The sequence below is a fragment of the uncultured Mucilaginibacter sp. genome (assembly GCF_937859865.1).
GTDB lineage: Bacteria > Bacteroidota > Bacteroidia > Sphingobacteriales > Sphingobacteriaceae > Mucilaginibacter_A.
Window position 1 is genome coordinate 64,613 of record NZ_CALMAT010000174.1, and the last position, 15,481, is coordinate 80,093.

Here is a 15,481-nt window from a genome sequence, read left to right on the forward strand (position 1 = left end):
GGATTACATGATCAAGCTCAAAGCTTTTTTACAGCAGGAAAAAGAAGCCGGCTACACCGTTTACCCAAAAAGCAAAGATATTTTTAACGCCTTTGCCAAAACGCCTTTTGATAATGTAAAAGTAGTGATCATTGGCCAAGACCCTTACCACGGAGCCGGACAGGCGCATGGTTTATCGTTTTCTGTCCAAAAGGGCGTTCCGCCGCCACCTTCGTTGCTTAATATTTTTAAGGAGTTGAAGCAGGAATTTCCCGAATATAAAATCCCGCAAAACGGAGATTTAACGCATTGGGCCGAACAAGGCGTGCTTTTGCTGAATGCCACGTTAACTGTCCGTGCAAACCAGGCTGGTTCTCACCAGAAAAAAGGATGGGAAATTTTTACCAATAAAGTGATACAGGAAATTTCCGACCGAAAAGAAAACGTGGTTTTTTTGTTGTGGGGAAAATTTGCCCAAGCAAAAGCCGAGTTGATTGATCCTGAAAAACATCATTTGCTGATGTCGGCACATCCATCACCGTTGGCCGCGCACAATGGTTTTTTCGGCAACGATCATTTTTTGGAAGCCAACGTTATTTTAGAAGAAAACGGTATCGAACCGATTGACTGGCAAATTACCTGATGCTTCTTTTATCGGGTAAAAATTGGTGGTGCTGTCCTTTCTATCGAAGGAAGAAAGGACAATAACATCAATATTCCAGCGGAACAGTCGGTTCTTTTTTATTGGTGGACATGATGATCATTGTTTGAAAAGTTTTGACCACCGTAATCCGGCTGATTTTTTGCATAATCAATTGCTCATACGATTTGATGTCTTTCACATAAATTTTCAGCAAAAAATCGCATTGGCCGGTAACGTGGTGGCATTCGGTAATTTCTTTGATCTCTTGGATCTCGTTTAAAAAAATCTGGATTGTATTGTTCTTGTGAAAATCCAAAGAAACCTGTATAAAAGTTTTGATGCCCAAGCCCAGCTTTTCCTCGTCCACCAAAGCATGATAACTCAAAATGTAGCCCGAATTTTCCAACTTCCGCACACGTTCCAAAGTTGGCGCAGGCGAAAGCCCGATTTCGTTGGATAATTGCAGGTTGGTGATTCGTCCGTTTTGCTGCAAAATTTTTAAAATCTGCAAATCTGTTTTGTCTAATTCCATTGCCATAACACTGCAATGATAGCTCTTTCTGCGCGTATCAAAATAATTTTAGCTTTTTCAATCAAAATCAAAACAAAAATGTTATTTTTAGACTAATCTAAATTAAATATTAGGCATTCCAAAATGGATACTTCTTTTACTGAGGAAAATTACCTGAAAGCCATTTACCATTTATCGGCCGATGAAAGCAAACAGGTCAACACCAATCAAATTGCAACGGTTTTAAACACCAAAGCAGCTTCGGTTACAGATATGTTGAAGAAACTTTCAGGCAAAAACCTGATCAATTATGAGCGTTACCAAGGTGTTGAATTAACAGGTTTAGGAAAAACGATCGCTTTAAAAATTATCCGAAAACACCGGTTGTGGGAATATTTTTTGGTGGAGAAATTAGCTTTTGGCTGGGACGAAGTGCACGATTTGGCCGAACAATTAGAACACATCCAATCAACAGAATTGACTGACCGTTTAGACGAATTCCTCGGTTTTCCAAAATACGATCCGCACGGCGATCCGATTCCGGACCAAAGCGGAACGATCAAATGTGCAGAAATGAAATCTATCGCTGTATTAAAGGCCGGCAATGCAGGAATAATTTCCGGAATCAAAGAACACTCATCTTCCTTTTTACAATACCTCGAAAAAATGGATTTGAAAATCGGGAAAAAGATTGCGGTGGAAGAAATTATTCCTTTTGATGAAACGGTAGTTCTGCGCACCGAAAACGGAGAAAAAATAAATGTAAGTAAAGCGGCAGCGAAATATATTTTAATTCAAGATGAGCAATTATAACGAATCTTTGGCCGAAGTTCATGGTTCGGTAAGCACTTCCGGGCAGGTTGGCTGGAAAAGGGTTTTGTCTTTTTTAGGCCCGGCTTTTATGGTCAGTGTTGGTTATATGGATCCCGGAAACTGGGCGACGGATTTGGCTGCGGGAAGTCAGTTTGGTTACCGTTTAATTTGGGTGCTGCTTTTATCCAACTTAATTGCACTGCTTTTACAGTCGTTAAGCACGCGTTTGGGCATTGTGCAAGGTTTGGATTTGGCGCAGGCATCGCGGCAAACCTATTCGCGTTTTGTTAATTTTTGCCTGTTTATTTTGGCACAAATCGCCATTATCGCCTGCGATCTGGCCGAAGTGATCGGAATGGCCATCGGTTTGCAACTGCTTTTTCACTTGCCGCTGATCTGGGGCGTTTCGGTTACACTTTTAGATACCATTTTGCTGCTTTACCTGCTTAATAAAGGCATGCGCCACTTGGAAGGCTTTATCGTTTCGATGGTTTTTATCGTTGGATTATCTTTTTTGGTGGAAATGTTTATCGTCGAACCAAACATCAAACAAATTGGTTTAGGCTTGATTCCACACAACTTAAACGGAAGCGCATTGTACATTGCCATCGGTATTATTGGCGCAACGGTGATGCCGCATAACTTGTATTTGCATTCCTCATTGGTACAAACCCGAAAGATTGAGCGAAATGAAACTGGCATTCGAGAATCCATCAAAATGAATATGATTGATACTACAGTAGCTTTAAACTTAGCTTTTTTTGTAAATGCTGCAATTTTGATTTTGGCTGCGGCAGCTTTTTTCAGAAACGGTTACCATCAGGTTGCCGAGATACAGGATGCACACAAATTATTGAACCATATTTTTGGTTCTTTAGCCCCAGTTTTATTTGCGGTTGCGTTGATTGCAGCCGGGCAAAGTTCTACCGTTACCGGAACGTTGGCCGGTCAAATTATCATGGAAGGCCATATCAACCTGCGCATTGCACCCTGGCTGCGGCGATTGCTTACGCGATTGCTGGCCATTATCCCTGCTTTTTTTACCATCCTTTATTCGGACGAACGTGCTTTGGGAAGTTTGCTGGTGCTGAGCCAGGTGGTGTTGAGTTTGCAGTTGGGTTTCGCCGTAATCCCGCTGATCCATTTTACTTCCAACAAAGAAAAAATGGGCGTTTTTGCCAACAAAACCTGGATCAAAGTTTTAGCTTGGTTTGCAGCGGTTATCATTGTTGGGCTGAACGCAAAATTAGTGGTCGGACAGATTGCTGATTGGGCTGAAGCTTATCCGCAGCATCAGCAATTGATTCATTTCACCACAGTTCCCTTTGCTATTGCCATCTGCATACTTCTTTTATACGTGTTTTTTAAGCCTTTTTTTAAGGTTCATGCTGATGTTGCCACACGTATTCCGCATGGTAAAGCTTTGGAAATTGAGGCCATCGCCCCTGTTGCTTTAAAACGGATTGGCATTGCCGTTGATTTCACCAAAAACGATCGCGATACCATCCGCCATGCTTTGATGCAAGGCGGAAAAAGTGCGGAATATTTCCTCATTCATGTGGTAGAAACCGCTGGCGCAACTTATTACGGTGATAAAATAATGGATTTTGAAACCCAAAGCGACCGCGAAAACCTGGAGAAATACCAGTTGCGTTTGCAGGAACTGGGCTATCGTTCTAAACCACACGTTGGTTATGGCAAAGTGGCAAAAGCCATTGCAGGCGTAGTAAACCAACAGGATCTGGAACTATTGGTGATGGGCGCGCATGGCCATAAAGTTTTTAAAGATCTTATCTTTGGCACCACGGTTAACTCTGTTCGGCATTTGGTTAAAGTGCCGGTATTAATTGTGCAGTAAAAGAAGCTTTGGTAAATACTGATCAGAAAATAAAATCCAGATCAACCCAAAATGAAAGAACAAGCAGAACAAAAAGTATATATTAAAAATAAAAGGGCTTACTTCGATTTTCATATTGATGATAAATATGTGGCCGGGATTAAGTTGTTGGGAACAGAAATCAAGTCAATCCGCGAAGGAAAAGCGAACCTGACAGATTCTTTTTGCACGTTTATCAACGGCGATTTGTACGTGCGCAACCTGCACATTTCCGAATATTCGCACGGTTCGTTTTACAATCACGAAGCCAAGCGCGACCGGATTTTGCTGTTGCAGAAAAAGGAACTAAAAAAGCTGCAATCCAAAACCGAAGAAAAAGGCTTTACCATCGTTCCGCTGGCTATTTTTATCAATGATCGCGGTTTTGCCAAAATTGAAATCGGCCTCGCCCAAGGTAAAAAGACGTTTGACAAGCGCGAAACGATGAAAGAACGGGATTCTAAAATTGAAATGGATAGGGTGATGAAAAGGTAGGAAAAGGCTGTTAGCTTTCAGTGATCAGCATTCAGCTTCCTATCTGTTGCATACCCGCTTCTAAAAAAAAATTTATAATCTCCAACTGATTTTGCTTTGGTTTTTTCTGAAAGCTGAATGCTGACAGCCTTCCTCAACTCCACGCCTGATCGCCAACCAGCGGCACGAACCGAAACGTATCCAAACTTACTTTCTCGTAATCATTTTCCGAAACCCGAAGAATGGTTGTCATTAATTGCGATTTTTCATCGCCAACCGGAATCACCAATAAACCGCCAATCTTTAACTGCTTCAACAAAATTTCGGGGATAAAAGGCGCACCGGCCGTAACCAAAATCTTATCAAAAGGCGCGTTTGCAGGAATACCGTTAGAACCATCTCCGCAGAAAAAATGGGCGTTGTAACCTAAATGCGGCAAAACTTTGCTGGTGCGTACGTACAGTTTTTCCTGCCGCTCAATGGTAAAAACTTCGGCACCCAACTCCAACAAAATACAAGTTTGATAGCCGGAACCTGTCCCAATTTCCAGCACTTTGTCTTTGGGTTGGATGTGCAGCAATTCCGTTTGGTAGGCAACGGTATAAGGCTGCGAAATGGTCTGCCCGTCGCCAATCGGAAAAGCAATGTCGCGGTAAGCCTGGTTCCAAAAAGTTTCATCAAAAAAATAATGGCGCGGCACTTTTGCCATCGCCTGCAGCACACGCTTGTCGCCAATCTTTTTCACGTCTTCCAGAAACTTCACCAACTGTTTCCGCGCCCCTTTTTCCCGGTAGTTATCCACAAACTTGTAAGCCATGCGCTGCAAAGATATTTTTTCAGAAAGATTTTCCTGACTTTTATCCAAATTAAAATCCGGCAAAAACAAATGCTTCTTTTACCGGCAAAATTTCAGTATTGATGAAACGAAACTTACTTCAACCCAAAAAATACCCGATAAAAACAGTATGCCTTTTGTTGGTTTTGATTTTTGCCCGAGATACCATTTCGGCACAAACCTTAAAAGTTGCCGTTGCCGCTAATTTGCAAGGCGTGATCAAAGTGTTGCAACAAGATTTTATGCAGAAAACGAATATTCAAATTGACCCGATTGTAGGTTCGTCCGGAAATTTGTCCAATCAAATTAAAAACGGTGCGCCTTATTCTGTTTTTCTTTCTGCGGATATGAATTTCCCAAATGAGCTTTATAAATCCGGCTTTACAACTTCAAAACCAGTTGTTTATGCTTTAGGGAGTTTGATAATCTGCAGCAACCAAAACCTCAACTTTAACCATTGGGAAAAGCTGCTGTTAGCTGATCAAATCAAAAAAATTGCTTTGGCAAACCCGGCGACAGCACCTTACGGAAAAGCGGCAACAGAGGTTTTACAGCGAAAAACCCTTTTGCCAAAAATCCAACCGAAAATTGTTTATGGCGAAAGCATTGCGCAAGTTAATATTTATATCACCACTGGCGTTGCCGAAATAGGTTTCACCACGGAAGCTTTGGTTACCGATGTAGCAAACAAACAGAAAATTTACTGGCAGCGCGTTCCTGCTGCTGATTATCAGCCGATTGAACAAGGCATGGTCATCATTAAACAAGCAAATGCAAACTTGCAGCAGGCCGAAAAATTTTACCAGTACCTGCAAAGCGCGTCGGCTAAAACGATTTTGAAGAAATACGGTTATCGCACCAAATAAAACACAATTGACAGACTGGTCTCCCATTTGGCTTACTTTAAAGTTGGCAGTTGTCAGCACTTCCATTTTGCTGGTGCTGGGTTTGCCGGTAGCGTATTGGCTTTCCAAAAGGCATTCGTTATTCAAAGTGGTTTTGGAAGCGCTTTTTACCATGCCGCTGGTTTTGCCGCCAACGGTTTTGGGCTTTTATTTGCTGCTGGCTTTTAGTCCGCAGCAAGGTTTGGGCAAATGGCTTTTGCAGCATTTTAACCTGCAACTGGTTTTTTCTTTTGAAGGCTTGGTGCTGGCTTCCGTGATTTACAGTTTGCCTTTTATGATCAGCCCGGTGAAATCCGCTTTGCAGCAACTGCCGGTTTCGCTGGCGCATGCTTCTTTTACCATGGGAAAATCAGAACGGGAAACTTTTTTTAAAGTGCTGCTGCCAAATATCCGCGCTTCTTTGTTAACTGCAACCGTGATGACTTTTGCACATACTTTGGGCGAATTTGGTGTGGTTTTGATGATTGGCGGAAACATTCCCGGCCTTACGCGCGTGGCTTCCATCGCCATCTATAATTCTGTGGAAAATATGGATTACCAAAGTGCCAATTTTTATTCGCTAATGCTTTTTGCGTTTACTTTTTTGCTGGTTGTTGCTGTTTTTATCTACAATAAATATTCGTCTAAAAACCTGCCGGGATGATTCGAATCGAAATCGAAAAAAAGCTAAACACGTACCAGGGAAAGCATTTGTTAAAAGTTTTTTTGGAGATGAAAGCTGGTAGTTTGGTGAAAGTTTCCGGTCCTTCCGGTGCTGGCAAAACTACTTTTTTAAAGTTGATTGCCGGTTTGATGCTTCCTGATGCTGGCCGGATTTTGGTTGATAATGAAGTTTGGGTTGATACTTCGTCCAAAATCAATTTATCTCCACAGAAAAGAAAATGCGGATTTGTGTTTCAGGATTACGCGTTGTTCCCGAACATGAACGTGCAGCAACAATTGGAATACGCCACCAAAGACCAGGAATTAATCAAAGGATTATTAGATTTTGGCAGGTTGGAACCTTTTGTAAAACACAAACCTGTACAACTTTCGGGCGGGCAACAGCAGCGGCTTGCGATTTTGCGCGCGCTGGCCATCAAACCAAAACTGTTGCTGATGGATGAACCTTTTTCGGCCTTGGATTTCAAAACTAAAACTACTTTGATTGAAGAACTTCAAATTTTACTCGATAAAAACAGTATCAGCACGATAATCGTAACGCATAATCCACAGGAGTTGGAAAGCTTGGCTGGACAAAATTTGGTTATTGGTGAGGAAGAAATTAATTGATTAATCCGCCTGCTTCACCTCAATTTTACTCAAATTGTGCAAATACCTTCGTCCGGTTTTAAAATCCATCATCGAAGTCATTTGGATATTTTCGGGCAGTTGTGCTGCTTTTATGCCGTTCTTTTCCATCAAAATAAAAACCTGGCTGCCCACCGGCGTATTGTACAATTCGTTCCAAGAATAAACTACTTTGTAACCATCTGCGCCGGAACAAATAAAATATAACTGGCTCATCAATTTCGGACTGCTTATATTGAAAGTTATATTCCGCAAAACATCTTTCAGCAAAACACCTTTCAAATGCTCGTCCTGGTGTTTAAACTCGCCCAAATGGTTGGTTACTTTGATGTTGCCGATTTCTTTTAAGGGGATTTTACTAAGCGAATCCATCGTCATCACCGCTTCTTTTTTAACTTTTCCGCTGATGGAAAAACTGTATGTCGGCTTTAAAACTTCCTGTCCAAAAACCGTGGCAGAAAGGAACAGGAGAATTAAAAATTTGTACATGCACAAAGTAAAACTGATTTTGCCAAAATCCGAAGTATTTTTAAAAATATAACGCTTAGCTATTTTTCAGAATGGTTCGTTTTCATTTTTTGCTTAAATACTTCTTTTATGCCGCAAAAAACAATGCCCTAAAAAGGCAGTTCTTTTATATATGTAAAACTGAATTGATGGACAGCACATTTATAAAAATACTTGGATTGGTGGCAGGAGCCTGTACGTCGTTTGCTATTTTACCGCAGGTAATAACTACTTTTAAAACTAAAAAAGCTAGCGATGTTTCTATATTTATGTTTATTGTAATGCTTGCCGGCAATGTATTGTGGGTGGTTTACGGCGTTGCCAAAAGCGACTTTGCTATCATCATTACCAATTTAATTACAGTTGCCTTAAATATTACGATGCTGGTTTTTAAAGTAAAATACAAAGAAAACAAGTAAAATTAAACGGTACGCGTATTCCGGGCATCTGGATTTTTAAAAATATATTAAGTTTGCAATATGGAAGCACACGAAGAACACCACGAAGAAACCAAGGTTATCGGCCTGGTTCCGGCCATTATTTTTTTAATTGCACTTGCGATTGTAGTAGTTTGGTACTCGATGAAAGGTGCCGGGCCAAGCGCATGGTAAAAGCACTAAATTTTATAAAAAACGCCTGAATGCTTTTGTTGTAAAAGCATTCAGGCGTTTTTTATTTTCGCACAAAACGTTTATTGTTTCAAGTTCGATCCGTCTTCGTCCTCTTTGTCTTGCGTTCCGGCCACATCGCCGGCAATACCGCTTTCGTAGTTTAAGGTGAACGAAGGTTCGGCAGCCTGAACGGCATCGTTGATGCGGTCTAATTCCTGGTTGTCGTTTGGCGTGGTCTGGTCTAGCCCGTCATCGTTGCTTTGCTGCGGGTCGGTGGTTTGGTTATCGTCTTCCGGTAAGTTCATTGTATTGTTTTTATTAGGATAAAACTTCAACTTAAATATTGTTTGGATTAAATTTGGAACGAAAGCTCAAAAACGGATTGTTAATCCATCCGTTTAATTTAACAATTTTTAGATCAGTTTGACGCCTGTGTACAAAGGCATACTTCTTTTATCGGGTATTTTTTGGTGCGCGGCCAGCTTTGCCCAGTTTAACGATTCTACGCATTACCACACCGCTTTTGCTTCTACCGGTTCTATCATCCGTTCCAACACCAACCTTTCGCTCAAAATACAAAAGTGGCTTGTCTTTACCACTTCTTTCAATTACAACAGGCAAAACCGCACACACAGCGAGAACGTCCTTTTAAACTACGGTTTAACCATTGAAAAGTATTTTTAACATACTGTTTTTATGGACATAAAAACAGCACAGAACTTTACAACAGAGAAAGTATCACCAAACCCTTTTAGCGTAAGTGCCATTGCTACACTTTGGGCAGTCCAACCGTTTTTAATATGTGATTAGCCATTTTTACTTTGTCCTTGAACAATACTTTATCGGCGTATTTGTCGAGCTTTGGGTTTTTTTTAAAACCTTCAAGTGTTTTGTCTAATATCTTTTTTTCTTTCATGATGATACAAATTTTTTACTTTATTCGTCTAACTAAAAAAGCGTCATATTCAATACCTTTTGCAAATTTATTCCAAGTGTTGCTTTTAAGGCCGTAAATCTCAAAATCTTTCTCAATAGTTTCGAGATTGTTGGTAATTCCTATTCGGTAAAGCCGTGTCCTTGCTAAAGTACTCCCGATTGCTATAACATAAGCTTCCGGATGATGGTCTGTAAATTTAAATAATGTTGCAGCAACTGTTGCTAAAACTTTTTTACTATCGTTATTATTGGTTACCACTAAATCATCAATTTCGTTGGTTTTGTGGTTTTTATCGCCAAAACCCAAATTGAAATAATTTTTTAAGTTGATTTCAGTGTATTGTATTATTTTTCTAACCTTTCCTTTTGGACCTTCGCTATCAAATTCAAACACTCGAAAATCGGCACCAAATTCAACAATATACCTCTCGTCAATCATATTCTCAAACCTACAAAAAACTAAATGCATTTAGTGCTCTCACTATCCCCCGACCGCTACAACTACATTTCCAAACAAAAGAATGAGTAATTTTACGTACATTTGCGGCCAAACGGATTACGAACCACTATCTCTGGTTATTTGCACGCTTATCCCTTATAAATTTATAAAAGATCAGCACTCATTTTTTCCTGCTGTTTTACCGTTAAAGCAAGGCATTAATGTTAGGTTCTCTAGCAAAGTACGTTGCAAATTTTGCAGCAAAACTTTTGTTTGAAGCAGGACAGGCAAAACCAGTAGGAGTTAAAATTTGGAAAAACATGGCAAAGTCGCAGGCAACTTTTATGAAAAAGCAGTTGGAAAAAAACCGGTTGAAGAAAAAGGAAGATAAAGAACAGCGCAAATTAGAACGTCAGCAAAATTCGACCAGCGGAGATCTGGAAAACATGATGGCTTACGTAAACGAGTTTGGCGAGATTACTTCTACGCCTCCCGAAAAAAAGTAAGTTTTGCTTTTTAACCATAGCCCGGCAACAAGTGTTATTTAACGTAGCGCCTGATGCCGGGCTTAGCTTTTTTATCATTTTTGATCCGGGCTGAAAATTAATTTCACAACAGATGACAGATGCGCCACTTGCTTTAAAATCGCCCCGAAAAATAAGGATTGCCACGGCTGTGTTTTTCTTTATCTCCGGTTTTGGTTATGCTACCTGGGCATCGCGCATACCCACATTGCAGCAAAAACTGCACTTAAACGAAGCAGAATTGGGGGCAGCTTTGTTTGCGCTACCGGTTGGCCTGATCCTTACGCTTCCGGTAACGGGAAACTTGTTAAACCGGTTTAACGGCAAATACGTGATGTTAGCCGGAACCTTTGCTTTCAACATCATGTTGGCATTGCTGGGTTTTACCACGCAAGTTTGGCAGTTGGTTTTGGTGCTTTTTTGCTTTGGATCATCCCGAAATTTGATGAATATTTCTGTGAATGCGCAATCGGTTGGCGTGCAGGCATTGTATAATCGTTCCATCATCACCACTTTTCATGGCATTTGGAGCATGGCCGGTTTTGCAGCGGCGGCTTTGGGTTATTTTATGGTTTCGGGGAAGATTGCGCCTGCTTATCATTTTCTGTTTGTTGGGTTGATGCTTGTTTTAACAGCATTTTATTTTTTCGGGAACACGCTGGACCAAAAACCCGAACCGAAGCAGGAACGCAAACCTGCCTTTGCTTTGCCCGATAAAGCAATGGTTAAATTTGGCCTGATCTCTTTTGCTTCGATGGCTTGCGAAGGGACAATGTACGATTGGAGCGGTATTTTTTTTCAGAAAGAAGTTCATGCCACAGCTGCCATTGCCACGGCCGGCTTTGTGGTTTATATGGTAGCCATGACGACCGGCCGTTTTTTTGGCGATAGATTGGTCAATTATGCAGGTGTTAAACCCATGCTGCGCTACAGCGGTTTGTTGATTTTGACCGGGATGCTTTTGGTGGCCGTTTTTCCTTACCCAATCATCGCAGGTTTTGGTTTTGTGATGATTGGTTTTGGCGTTTCCTGCGTGGTGCCTTTGGTTTTCAGCATTGCCGGAAAATCTAAAACGTTGAGCAGCGGTTCGGCCATTGCATCGGTTTCCACCGTTGGCTATCTGGGTTTTTTGATGGTTCCGCCGGTGGTTGGTTTTGTGGCGCAGGCGGCCAATTTGCGCTGGAGTTTTGCGTTAATGGCTTGTTTAGGCGGACTAATGGTTTTTATGGTAAGTAAGATTAGGGAAGAATAAGGTTTTTGGGGAAAACAAAAAAGATGCTTCTTTTATCGGTATTTTTTATAATCGCTATAATTATCTAAAATAGTTTTAAAAAAATTGGTGGTTGCTTTATTTCCAAATCAAAAAACCCACCAATTTTTACCCGATAAAAGAAGCATCCGCGCCAGCAAAAAAACTGTACTTCTGATAGCATTTACGGAAACTTCACACCACGATAATTGGCCACACCTGTTAGAGGAATATTAGAATTGTATTGGGCATTGATGGTTTTGATAAATTGGTTAGCCACTATCGCATATCCCCGTGGTGTTAAATGTACGCCATCTAACGAAAATATGCCGCCCGTAATGTAGTTGGAAGTTAATGTCAGGCCGTCTACAACCAACCCATGTGCTTTAATATCGTTTAAAAAGCTGTACATATCTGCAACAGCAATCCCTTTTGAAGCTGCCACTGCTTTGATGGTTGTATTATAAGAGTTTATATAATCTTTGGCCAAAGCAACTTCATTGGCATCCAAAACATATTGGTTTTCGATAGGTGTATAAGGTGTTAAACCATAAGGCAGGTTTCCGGCAGGCGTAGCCACTGGTGTCCCGATTTTTGAAGTTGGGAAAGTTAAGGTGATCATGTCTGCTGCTGTTGCTGGCCTTGCTGCATAAGTGGTACTGGTAACATCGGCACTGCTTTTGGCATTGATAAAAATTGCTTGCACTGTTGGATTTGCTTTTTGTACCGAAGCTAAGATCAAAGCCGGAGTAACGGTATTGAAATAAGGAATGGCGGTAACATCCGGGATGGTTGCACAAATGCCTTTTTGCCCGGCAGCCGTTAACCGCGACAATAGCAGCGTATATAACTGGGTGAAAGTAGTTTTATCAGTCAGTACATCACCCGCGCCGCCAGACACGGCATAAAGCAAAGCATCATTGTTGCCCATCCAATTGCTAAAAAAGGTAAAAGGCTTGGCGGTAACATAATCTAAGTAAGCCGTAGAATTGGTGCCTGCATTGCCTGGCAGCAACCGCTCGTAATAACCATTCAAATTGCCGTAAGCAGTTAAAGTAATATGCAATAACTTCATGCCCGGTATGCCATAATTATTGTTATCACCGCTGTATTTAGTATAAGTAGTAACATTACCAAAACCAGGAATAGGAACAACGCCACGAATAGCCAACTGATCTGTTACCGGGGCCAAAACCGGAGAACCGGCAGCGTTAAAACCAGTCAGTTTTACATACCCGGAACCATTTGCTTGTGCTTGGGTAAACAAAGGCTGTGTAAAAGTGCCGCCGCCAACTTGCTGCATCTGTTTGGCAATGATAGAAGGGTAAGAGTTTTGCTGGCCTTCCAGGTACAAACCATTATCGGCATAACCGGCAGTAAGCGAGTTTCCGACAGCAATATAACGCGAAAAATCTGCTGTGCCGCTGGTGGCAGTTGGCTTTTTAAATTCGGGTTTGCAGGCAGCAAAACATAACACGCCTGCCGTTAAAATAAATATATTTTTAAAGTTGTTCATTACAGTTTGATTTAAAGGTACTACCAGTGATAAGTAAGGGAAATGCCCGGAATGTAAACATTGGTTTTATAGGTGCCGGACAGTTGCGATTCGATGTTGGTTTGCGTACGGCTCATCAAACGCTCATACTCAAAAGAAAGGTCAATGTCAAAGTTTTTTGTGGCTTTATAGCCCAATCCGCCGGTTAAATAATAGCGGTCTGCGTCCGGTACTTCCGGCGTAACATAACCATCCTGCGCAGCTTTCATGATATAGCCGCCGCCAGCCCTAAAGGCCCAATTGGTTGGCAAACTGTACTGTGCGCCAACGCGGTAAGAAAAAGCGTTTTTATAATTTCTTGGCGAATAAGTATCCTGCAAAGCCACCGTGTTGGAAGTATAATCAAAAGCAAGCGCTTTATAAACGTCCCATTTTACAAAATTTACATCAACTGCAAACAACCACTGTTTATACGTGTAGCCCAAACCAAGTGTTGTAGTGGACGGCAAAGGTAGGCCAGCTTTGAAAGTATTGGGCTGAGGAAAGTTTGCCTGAACAGAAGCCGGAACCTGAAACAGGGCATCACCATTGTTGATGGTGGTGTTTACTTTGGAACGATAATCCAGACCGATGCTTAAACCAACATCCGTTTTGATAAACAAGCCAGCGTTCCAACCGTAACCGTTTCCGCTGCCTTTCAGTTCGGCTTGTCCGTCGGCACCGGAAGAGTTGGCCAACGGGATAGCACGCGTTAAATCAACACTGCCGCGGTTGTAAACAAAACCGCCGCCAATACTAAAATTTTTGTTAAGGCGGACACTTACCGTAGGCTGAAAATAAATGGCTTTCAGGTTTAGGCTTTCCAAAGCGTATTTGCCGGCCCAGTTATTGCCCCAGTTTACCAATCCACCGTAAGGAATGTAAACGCCAAGGCCAACTTTCCACCAGGAAGCTTTCGGGCCGAAAACAGCATAACCCGAAAACGGCGTGGCTACTTTGCTTTTAGAATCATAAACATCGTTACTGCCCGACGGGTTAAAAGCAGATTTAAAAACAAGCGGACTGACACCTGCCTGAACAGAATTATCGGGCAATAAAACAACGGCGCCAGGGTTAAAAAATATCGAGGCGCCATCTTGCACCAGCCCGGTGCCGGTATGCCCCATGCCAATTTGTTTTTGTCCGGCTACGTTAACCTGGAAACCCTGCGCAAAAGTAACTGCCGGCAGCAAGGCCAGCAACAATAGTAGAATTTTTCTCATCATCATTAAAATTGGTTAGGCTTAATGTTGTTTATAATTGGTTTTAAGAAACAGACATAGCGAAGGTAAATGTAGAATTGGGAAATTCAAAAAAAAGGGTTGAATTGCAGGGATATTAGTCAAAAAGACGGAATATAATTTTATTGTTTTTTGGTCCGGTTACGCTTAATGTCCAATACCGGTCATGCTGTTTTTATGCCACTAAATTTTGTATGGTAAAAGAAGCATTAAAACCAGTAAATTTCAACAGAATTAAATAGGTTTGAAAGAAGAATCATTGGTACATGGGCAAAAAAATCGCACAATTAAGTTTTAACAAGTTTGTTGATTTATATGCCGACAAATCTATCGGAACAAATTTTTTTATCACTGAAGAAAAACAACTGCTTGCTTTAAGCGAATACCCGTACCGTTCGGAAGGTTATATCATTGGGATTTGTACGCGGGGAAGCGCAAAAGTGGAAGTGAATTTACAGGTTTACGATGCCCGGCCAGATGCTGTTTTGCTGGCCACACCTTTTCACACGCTACGTATTTTTAACAGCAGCGAAGATTTTTTGTGCCGGTTTGTCGTCTTTTCAAAAGCTTTTTTGACCGAACACAATATCAACAGCCATTTTATCGAAACCTTTAGTTTTTTTAAAACTTCTTCTACGCCGGTGATTTTTTTGGAACAAGAAAACGGAAAGATTTTGGGCGAAATGTTTTCGATCATCCAACAAAAGCTTCGGCGCGAAGAACACCGTTTTCGCGAAGAAATTTGCCGGAGCATTTTGGTAGCGCTTTTGTACGAAATTGCCGCCTTTTACGAGCAGCAGCACGTCATCATCAAAAAAAAGCAAACGCGCAAGCAGGAACTGAACATGCTTTTCCAGAACCTGGTTTTTCATCAATATAAAAAGCACCGCAACGTGCAGTATTATGCCGATGAATTGTGCGTTTCTTCCAAGCATTTAACCGAAAGCATCAAGGAAGTTACGGGCAAAACCGCGGGCGACTGGATTGACGATGCCGTAGTTTTAGAAGCCAAAGTTTTGCTGCGCAACCATGAGATCAGCATTGCGCAGGTAGCAGAGGAAATCAACTTTCCCGATCAATCTTCCTTCGGCAAATACTTTAAAAAGCATACCGG

General features: G+C 41.5%; 21 protein-coding genes. 13 read left to right on the plus strand and 8 right to left on the minus strand.

Annotation, left to right across the window (positions count from 1 at the left end):
* The first annotated feature begins 7 nt into the window (after positions 1-7).
* Entirely contained in the window at positions 8-622 is a 615-nt protein-coding gene (gene ung, locus Q0192_RS18465) for a uracil-DNA glycosylase (RefSeq protein ID WP_366518213.1), read from the plus strand.
* 67 nt (positions 623-689) lie between these two features.
* Here ung and Q0192_RS18470 read toward each other — a convergent pair whose 3' ends face one another.
* Positions 690-1,160, minus strand: coding sequence for an Lrp/AsnC family transcriptional regulator (locus Q0192_RS18470; protein WP_299291942.1), 471 nt, complete (start codon positions 1,158-1,160; stop codon positions 690-692).
* Between the two features lie 117 nt (positions 1,161-1,277).
* Here Q0192_RS18470 and Q0192_RS18475 point away from each other — a divergent pair, with 117 nt between their 5' ends.
* From Q0192_RS18475 to smpB, 3 genes are read left to right on the plus strand one after another with little or no spacing between them, the layout of a single operon-like run.
* Positions 1,278-1,946: a metal-dependent transcriptional regulator gene (locus Q0192_RS18475; protein WP_299291944.1), complete on the plus strand. Its 669-nt coding sequence runs from the start codon at positions 1,278-1,280 to the stop codon at positions 1,944-1,946.
* On the plus strand, positions 1,933-3,804 hold the full coding sequence (locus Q0192_RS18480; RefSeq protein ID WP_299291946.1) for an Nramp family divalent metal transporter: 1,872 nt from the start codon (positions 1,933-1,935) through the stop codon (positions 3,802-3,804). The genes Q0192_RS18475 and Q0192_RS18480 overlap by 14 nt, the downstream gene beginning before the upstream one ends.
* Positions 3,805-3,855: 51 nt before the next feature.
* Positions 3,856-4,317 (plus strand): SsrA-binding protein SmpB, encoded by a 462-nt coding sequence (gene smpB / locus Q0192_RS18485; protein ID WP_299291948.1) that lies wholly within the window; start codon positions 3,856-3,858, stop codon positions 4,315-4,317.
* A gap of 133 nt (positions 4,318-4,450) precedes the next feature.
* Here smpB and Q0192_RS18490 read toward each other — a convergent pair whose 3' ends face one another.
* Positions 4,451-5,113, minus strand: coding sequence for a protein-L-isoaspartate(D-aspartate) O-methyltransferase (locus tag Q0192_RS18490; RefSeq protein ID WP_299291983.1), 663 nt, complete (start codon positions 5,111-5,113; stop codon positions 4,451-4,453).
* A 101-nt stretch (positions 5,114-5,214) separates the two neighbouring features.
* On the opposite strand from Q0192_RS18490, the gene modA reads away from it, so the two are divergent.
* From modA to Q0192_RS18505, 3 genes are read left to right on the plus strand one after another with little or no spacing between them, the layout of a single operon-like run.
* The gene (modA, locus tag Q0192_RS18495) at positions 5,215-5,997 is read left to right on the plus strand and encodes a molybdate ABC transporter substrate-binding protein (protein WP_299291950.1); all 783 of its coding nucleotides are present in this window, start codon (positions 5,215-5,217) and stop codon (positions 5,995-5,997) included.
* 7 nt (positions 5,998-6,004) lie between these two features.
* On the plus strand, positions 6,005-6,679 hold the full coding sequence (gene modB, locus Q0192_RS18500) for a molybdate ABC transporter permease subunit (RefSeq protein ID WP_299291952.1): 675 nt from the start codon (positions 6,005-6,007) through the stop codon (positions 6,677-6,679).
* A complete protein-coding gene (locus Q0192_RS18505) occupies positions 6,676-7,308 on the plus strand; it encodes an ATP-binding cassette domain-containing protein (RefSeq protein ID WP_299291954.1) in 633 nt (210 codons plus the stop codon). Before modB ends, Q0192_RS18505 begins: the two co-directional genes overlap by 4 nt.
* Here Q0192_RS18505 and Q0192_RS18510 read toward each other — a convergent pair whose 3' ends face one another.
* Complete coding sequence (locus tag Q0192_RS18510; protein ID WP_299291956.1) at positions 7,309-7,815, minus strand: hypothetical protein; 507 nt, start codon at positions 7,813-7,815, stop codon at positions 7,309-7,311. It lies immediately after the preceding gene.
* Positions 7,816-7,982: 167 nt separating this feature from the next.
* Here Q0192_RS18510 and Q0192_RS18515 point away from each other — a divergent pair, with 167 nt between their 5' ends.
* Positions 7,983-8,252, plus strand: a complete 270-nt coding sequence (locus tag Q0192_RS18515; RefSeq protein ID WP_299291959.1) for a SemiSWEET transporter — start codon at positions 7,983-7,985, stop codon at positions 8,250-8,252.
* A 60-nt stretch (positions 8,253-8,312) separates the two neighbouring features.
* Positions 8,313-8,444, plus strand: coding sequence for a hypothetical protein (locus Q0192_RS18520; RefSeq protein ID WP_299291961.1), 132 nt, complete (start codon positions 8,313-8,315; stop codon positions 8,442-8,444).
* A gap of 80 nt (positions 8,445-8,524) precedes the next feature.
* Here Q0192_RS18520 and Q0192_RS18525 read toward each other — a convergent pair whose 3' ends face one another.
* Positions 8,525-8,749 carry a hypothetical protein gene (locus tag Q0192_RS18525; protein ID WP_299291963.1) on the minus strand — a complete coding sequence of 75 codons (225 nt, stop codon included), beginning with the start codon at positions 8,747-8,749 and terminating at the stop codon, positions 8,525-8,527.
* 118 nt (positions 8,750-8,867) lie between these two features.
* Here Q0192_RS18525 and Q0192_RS18530 point away from each other — a divergent pair, with 118 nt between their 5' ends.
* Positions 8,868-9,128 carry a hypothetical protein gene (locus Q0192_RS18530; RefSeq protein ID WP_299291965.1) on the plus strand — a complete coding sequence of 87 codons (261 nt, stop codon included), beginning with the start codon at positions 8,868-8,870 and terminating at the stop codon, positions 9,126-9,128.
* Positions 9,129-9,213: 85 nt separating this feature from the next.
* Here Q0192_RS18530 and Q0192_RS18535 read toward each other — a convergent pair whose 3' ends face one another.
* The gene (locus tag Q0192_RS18535) at positions 9,214-9,360 is read right to left on the minus strand and encodes a hypothetical protein (protein ID WP_299291967.1); all 147 of its coding nucleotides are present in this window, start codon (positions 9,358-9,360) and stop codon (positions 9,214-9,216) included.
* 15 nt (positions 9,361-9,375) lie between these two features.
* The gene (locus Q0192_RS18540; protein ID WP_299291969.1) at positions 9,376-9,819 is read right to left on the minus strand and encodes a hypothetical protein; all 444 of its coding nucleotides are present in this window, start codon (positions 9,817-9,819) and stop codon (positions 9,376-9,378) included.
* A 320-nt stretch (positions 9,820-10,139) separates the two neighbouring features.
* Between Q0192_RS18540 and Q0192_RS18545 the strand changes: the two genes are divergently transcribed.
* Positions 10,140-10,325 (plus strand): hypothetical protein, encoded by a 186-nt coding sequence (locus tag Q0192_RS18545; protein ID WP_299291971.1) that lies wholly within the window; start codon positions 10,140-10,142, stop codon positions 10,323-10,325.
* Positions 10,326-10,437: 112 nt separating this feature from the next.
* On the plus strand, positions 10,438-11,595 hold the full coding sequence (locus Q0192_RS18550; protein ID WP_299291973.1) for an MFS transporter: 1,158 nt from the start codon (positions 10,438-10,440) through the stop codon (positions 11,593-11,595).
* A gap of 181 nt (positions 11,596-11,776) precedes the next feature.
* Here Q0192_RS18550 and Q0192_RS18555 read toward each other — a convergent pair whose 3' ends face one another.
* Positions 11,777-13,108, minus strand: coding sequence for an SGNH/GDSL hydrolase family protein (locus tag Q0192_RS18555; protein WP_299291975.1), 1,332 nt, complete (start codon positions 13,106-13,108; stop codon positions 11,777-11,779).
* A 20-nt stretch (positions 13,109-13,128) separates the two neighbouring features.
* A complete protein-coding gene (locus tag Q0192_RS18560) occupies positions 13,129-14,355 on the minus strand; it encodes an outer membrane protein transport protein (RefSeq protein WP_299291977.1) in 1,227 nt (408 codons plus the stop codon).
* Between the two features lie 278 nt (positions 14,356-14,633).
* Between Q0192_RS18560 and Q0192_RS18565 the strand changes: the two genes are divergently transcribed.
* On the plus strand, positions 14,634-15,481 hold an 848-nt coding region (locus Q0192_RS18565; protein ID WP_299291979.1), incomplete at its 3' end, for a helix-turn-helix domain-containing protein.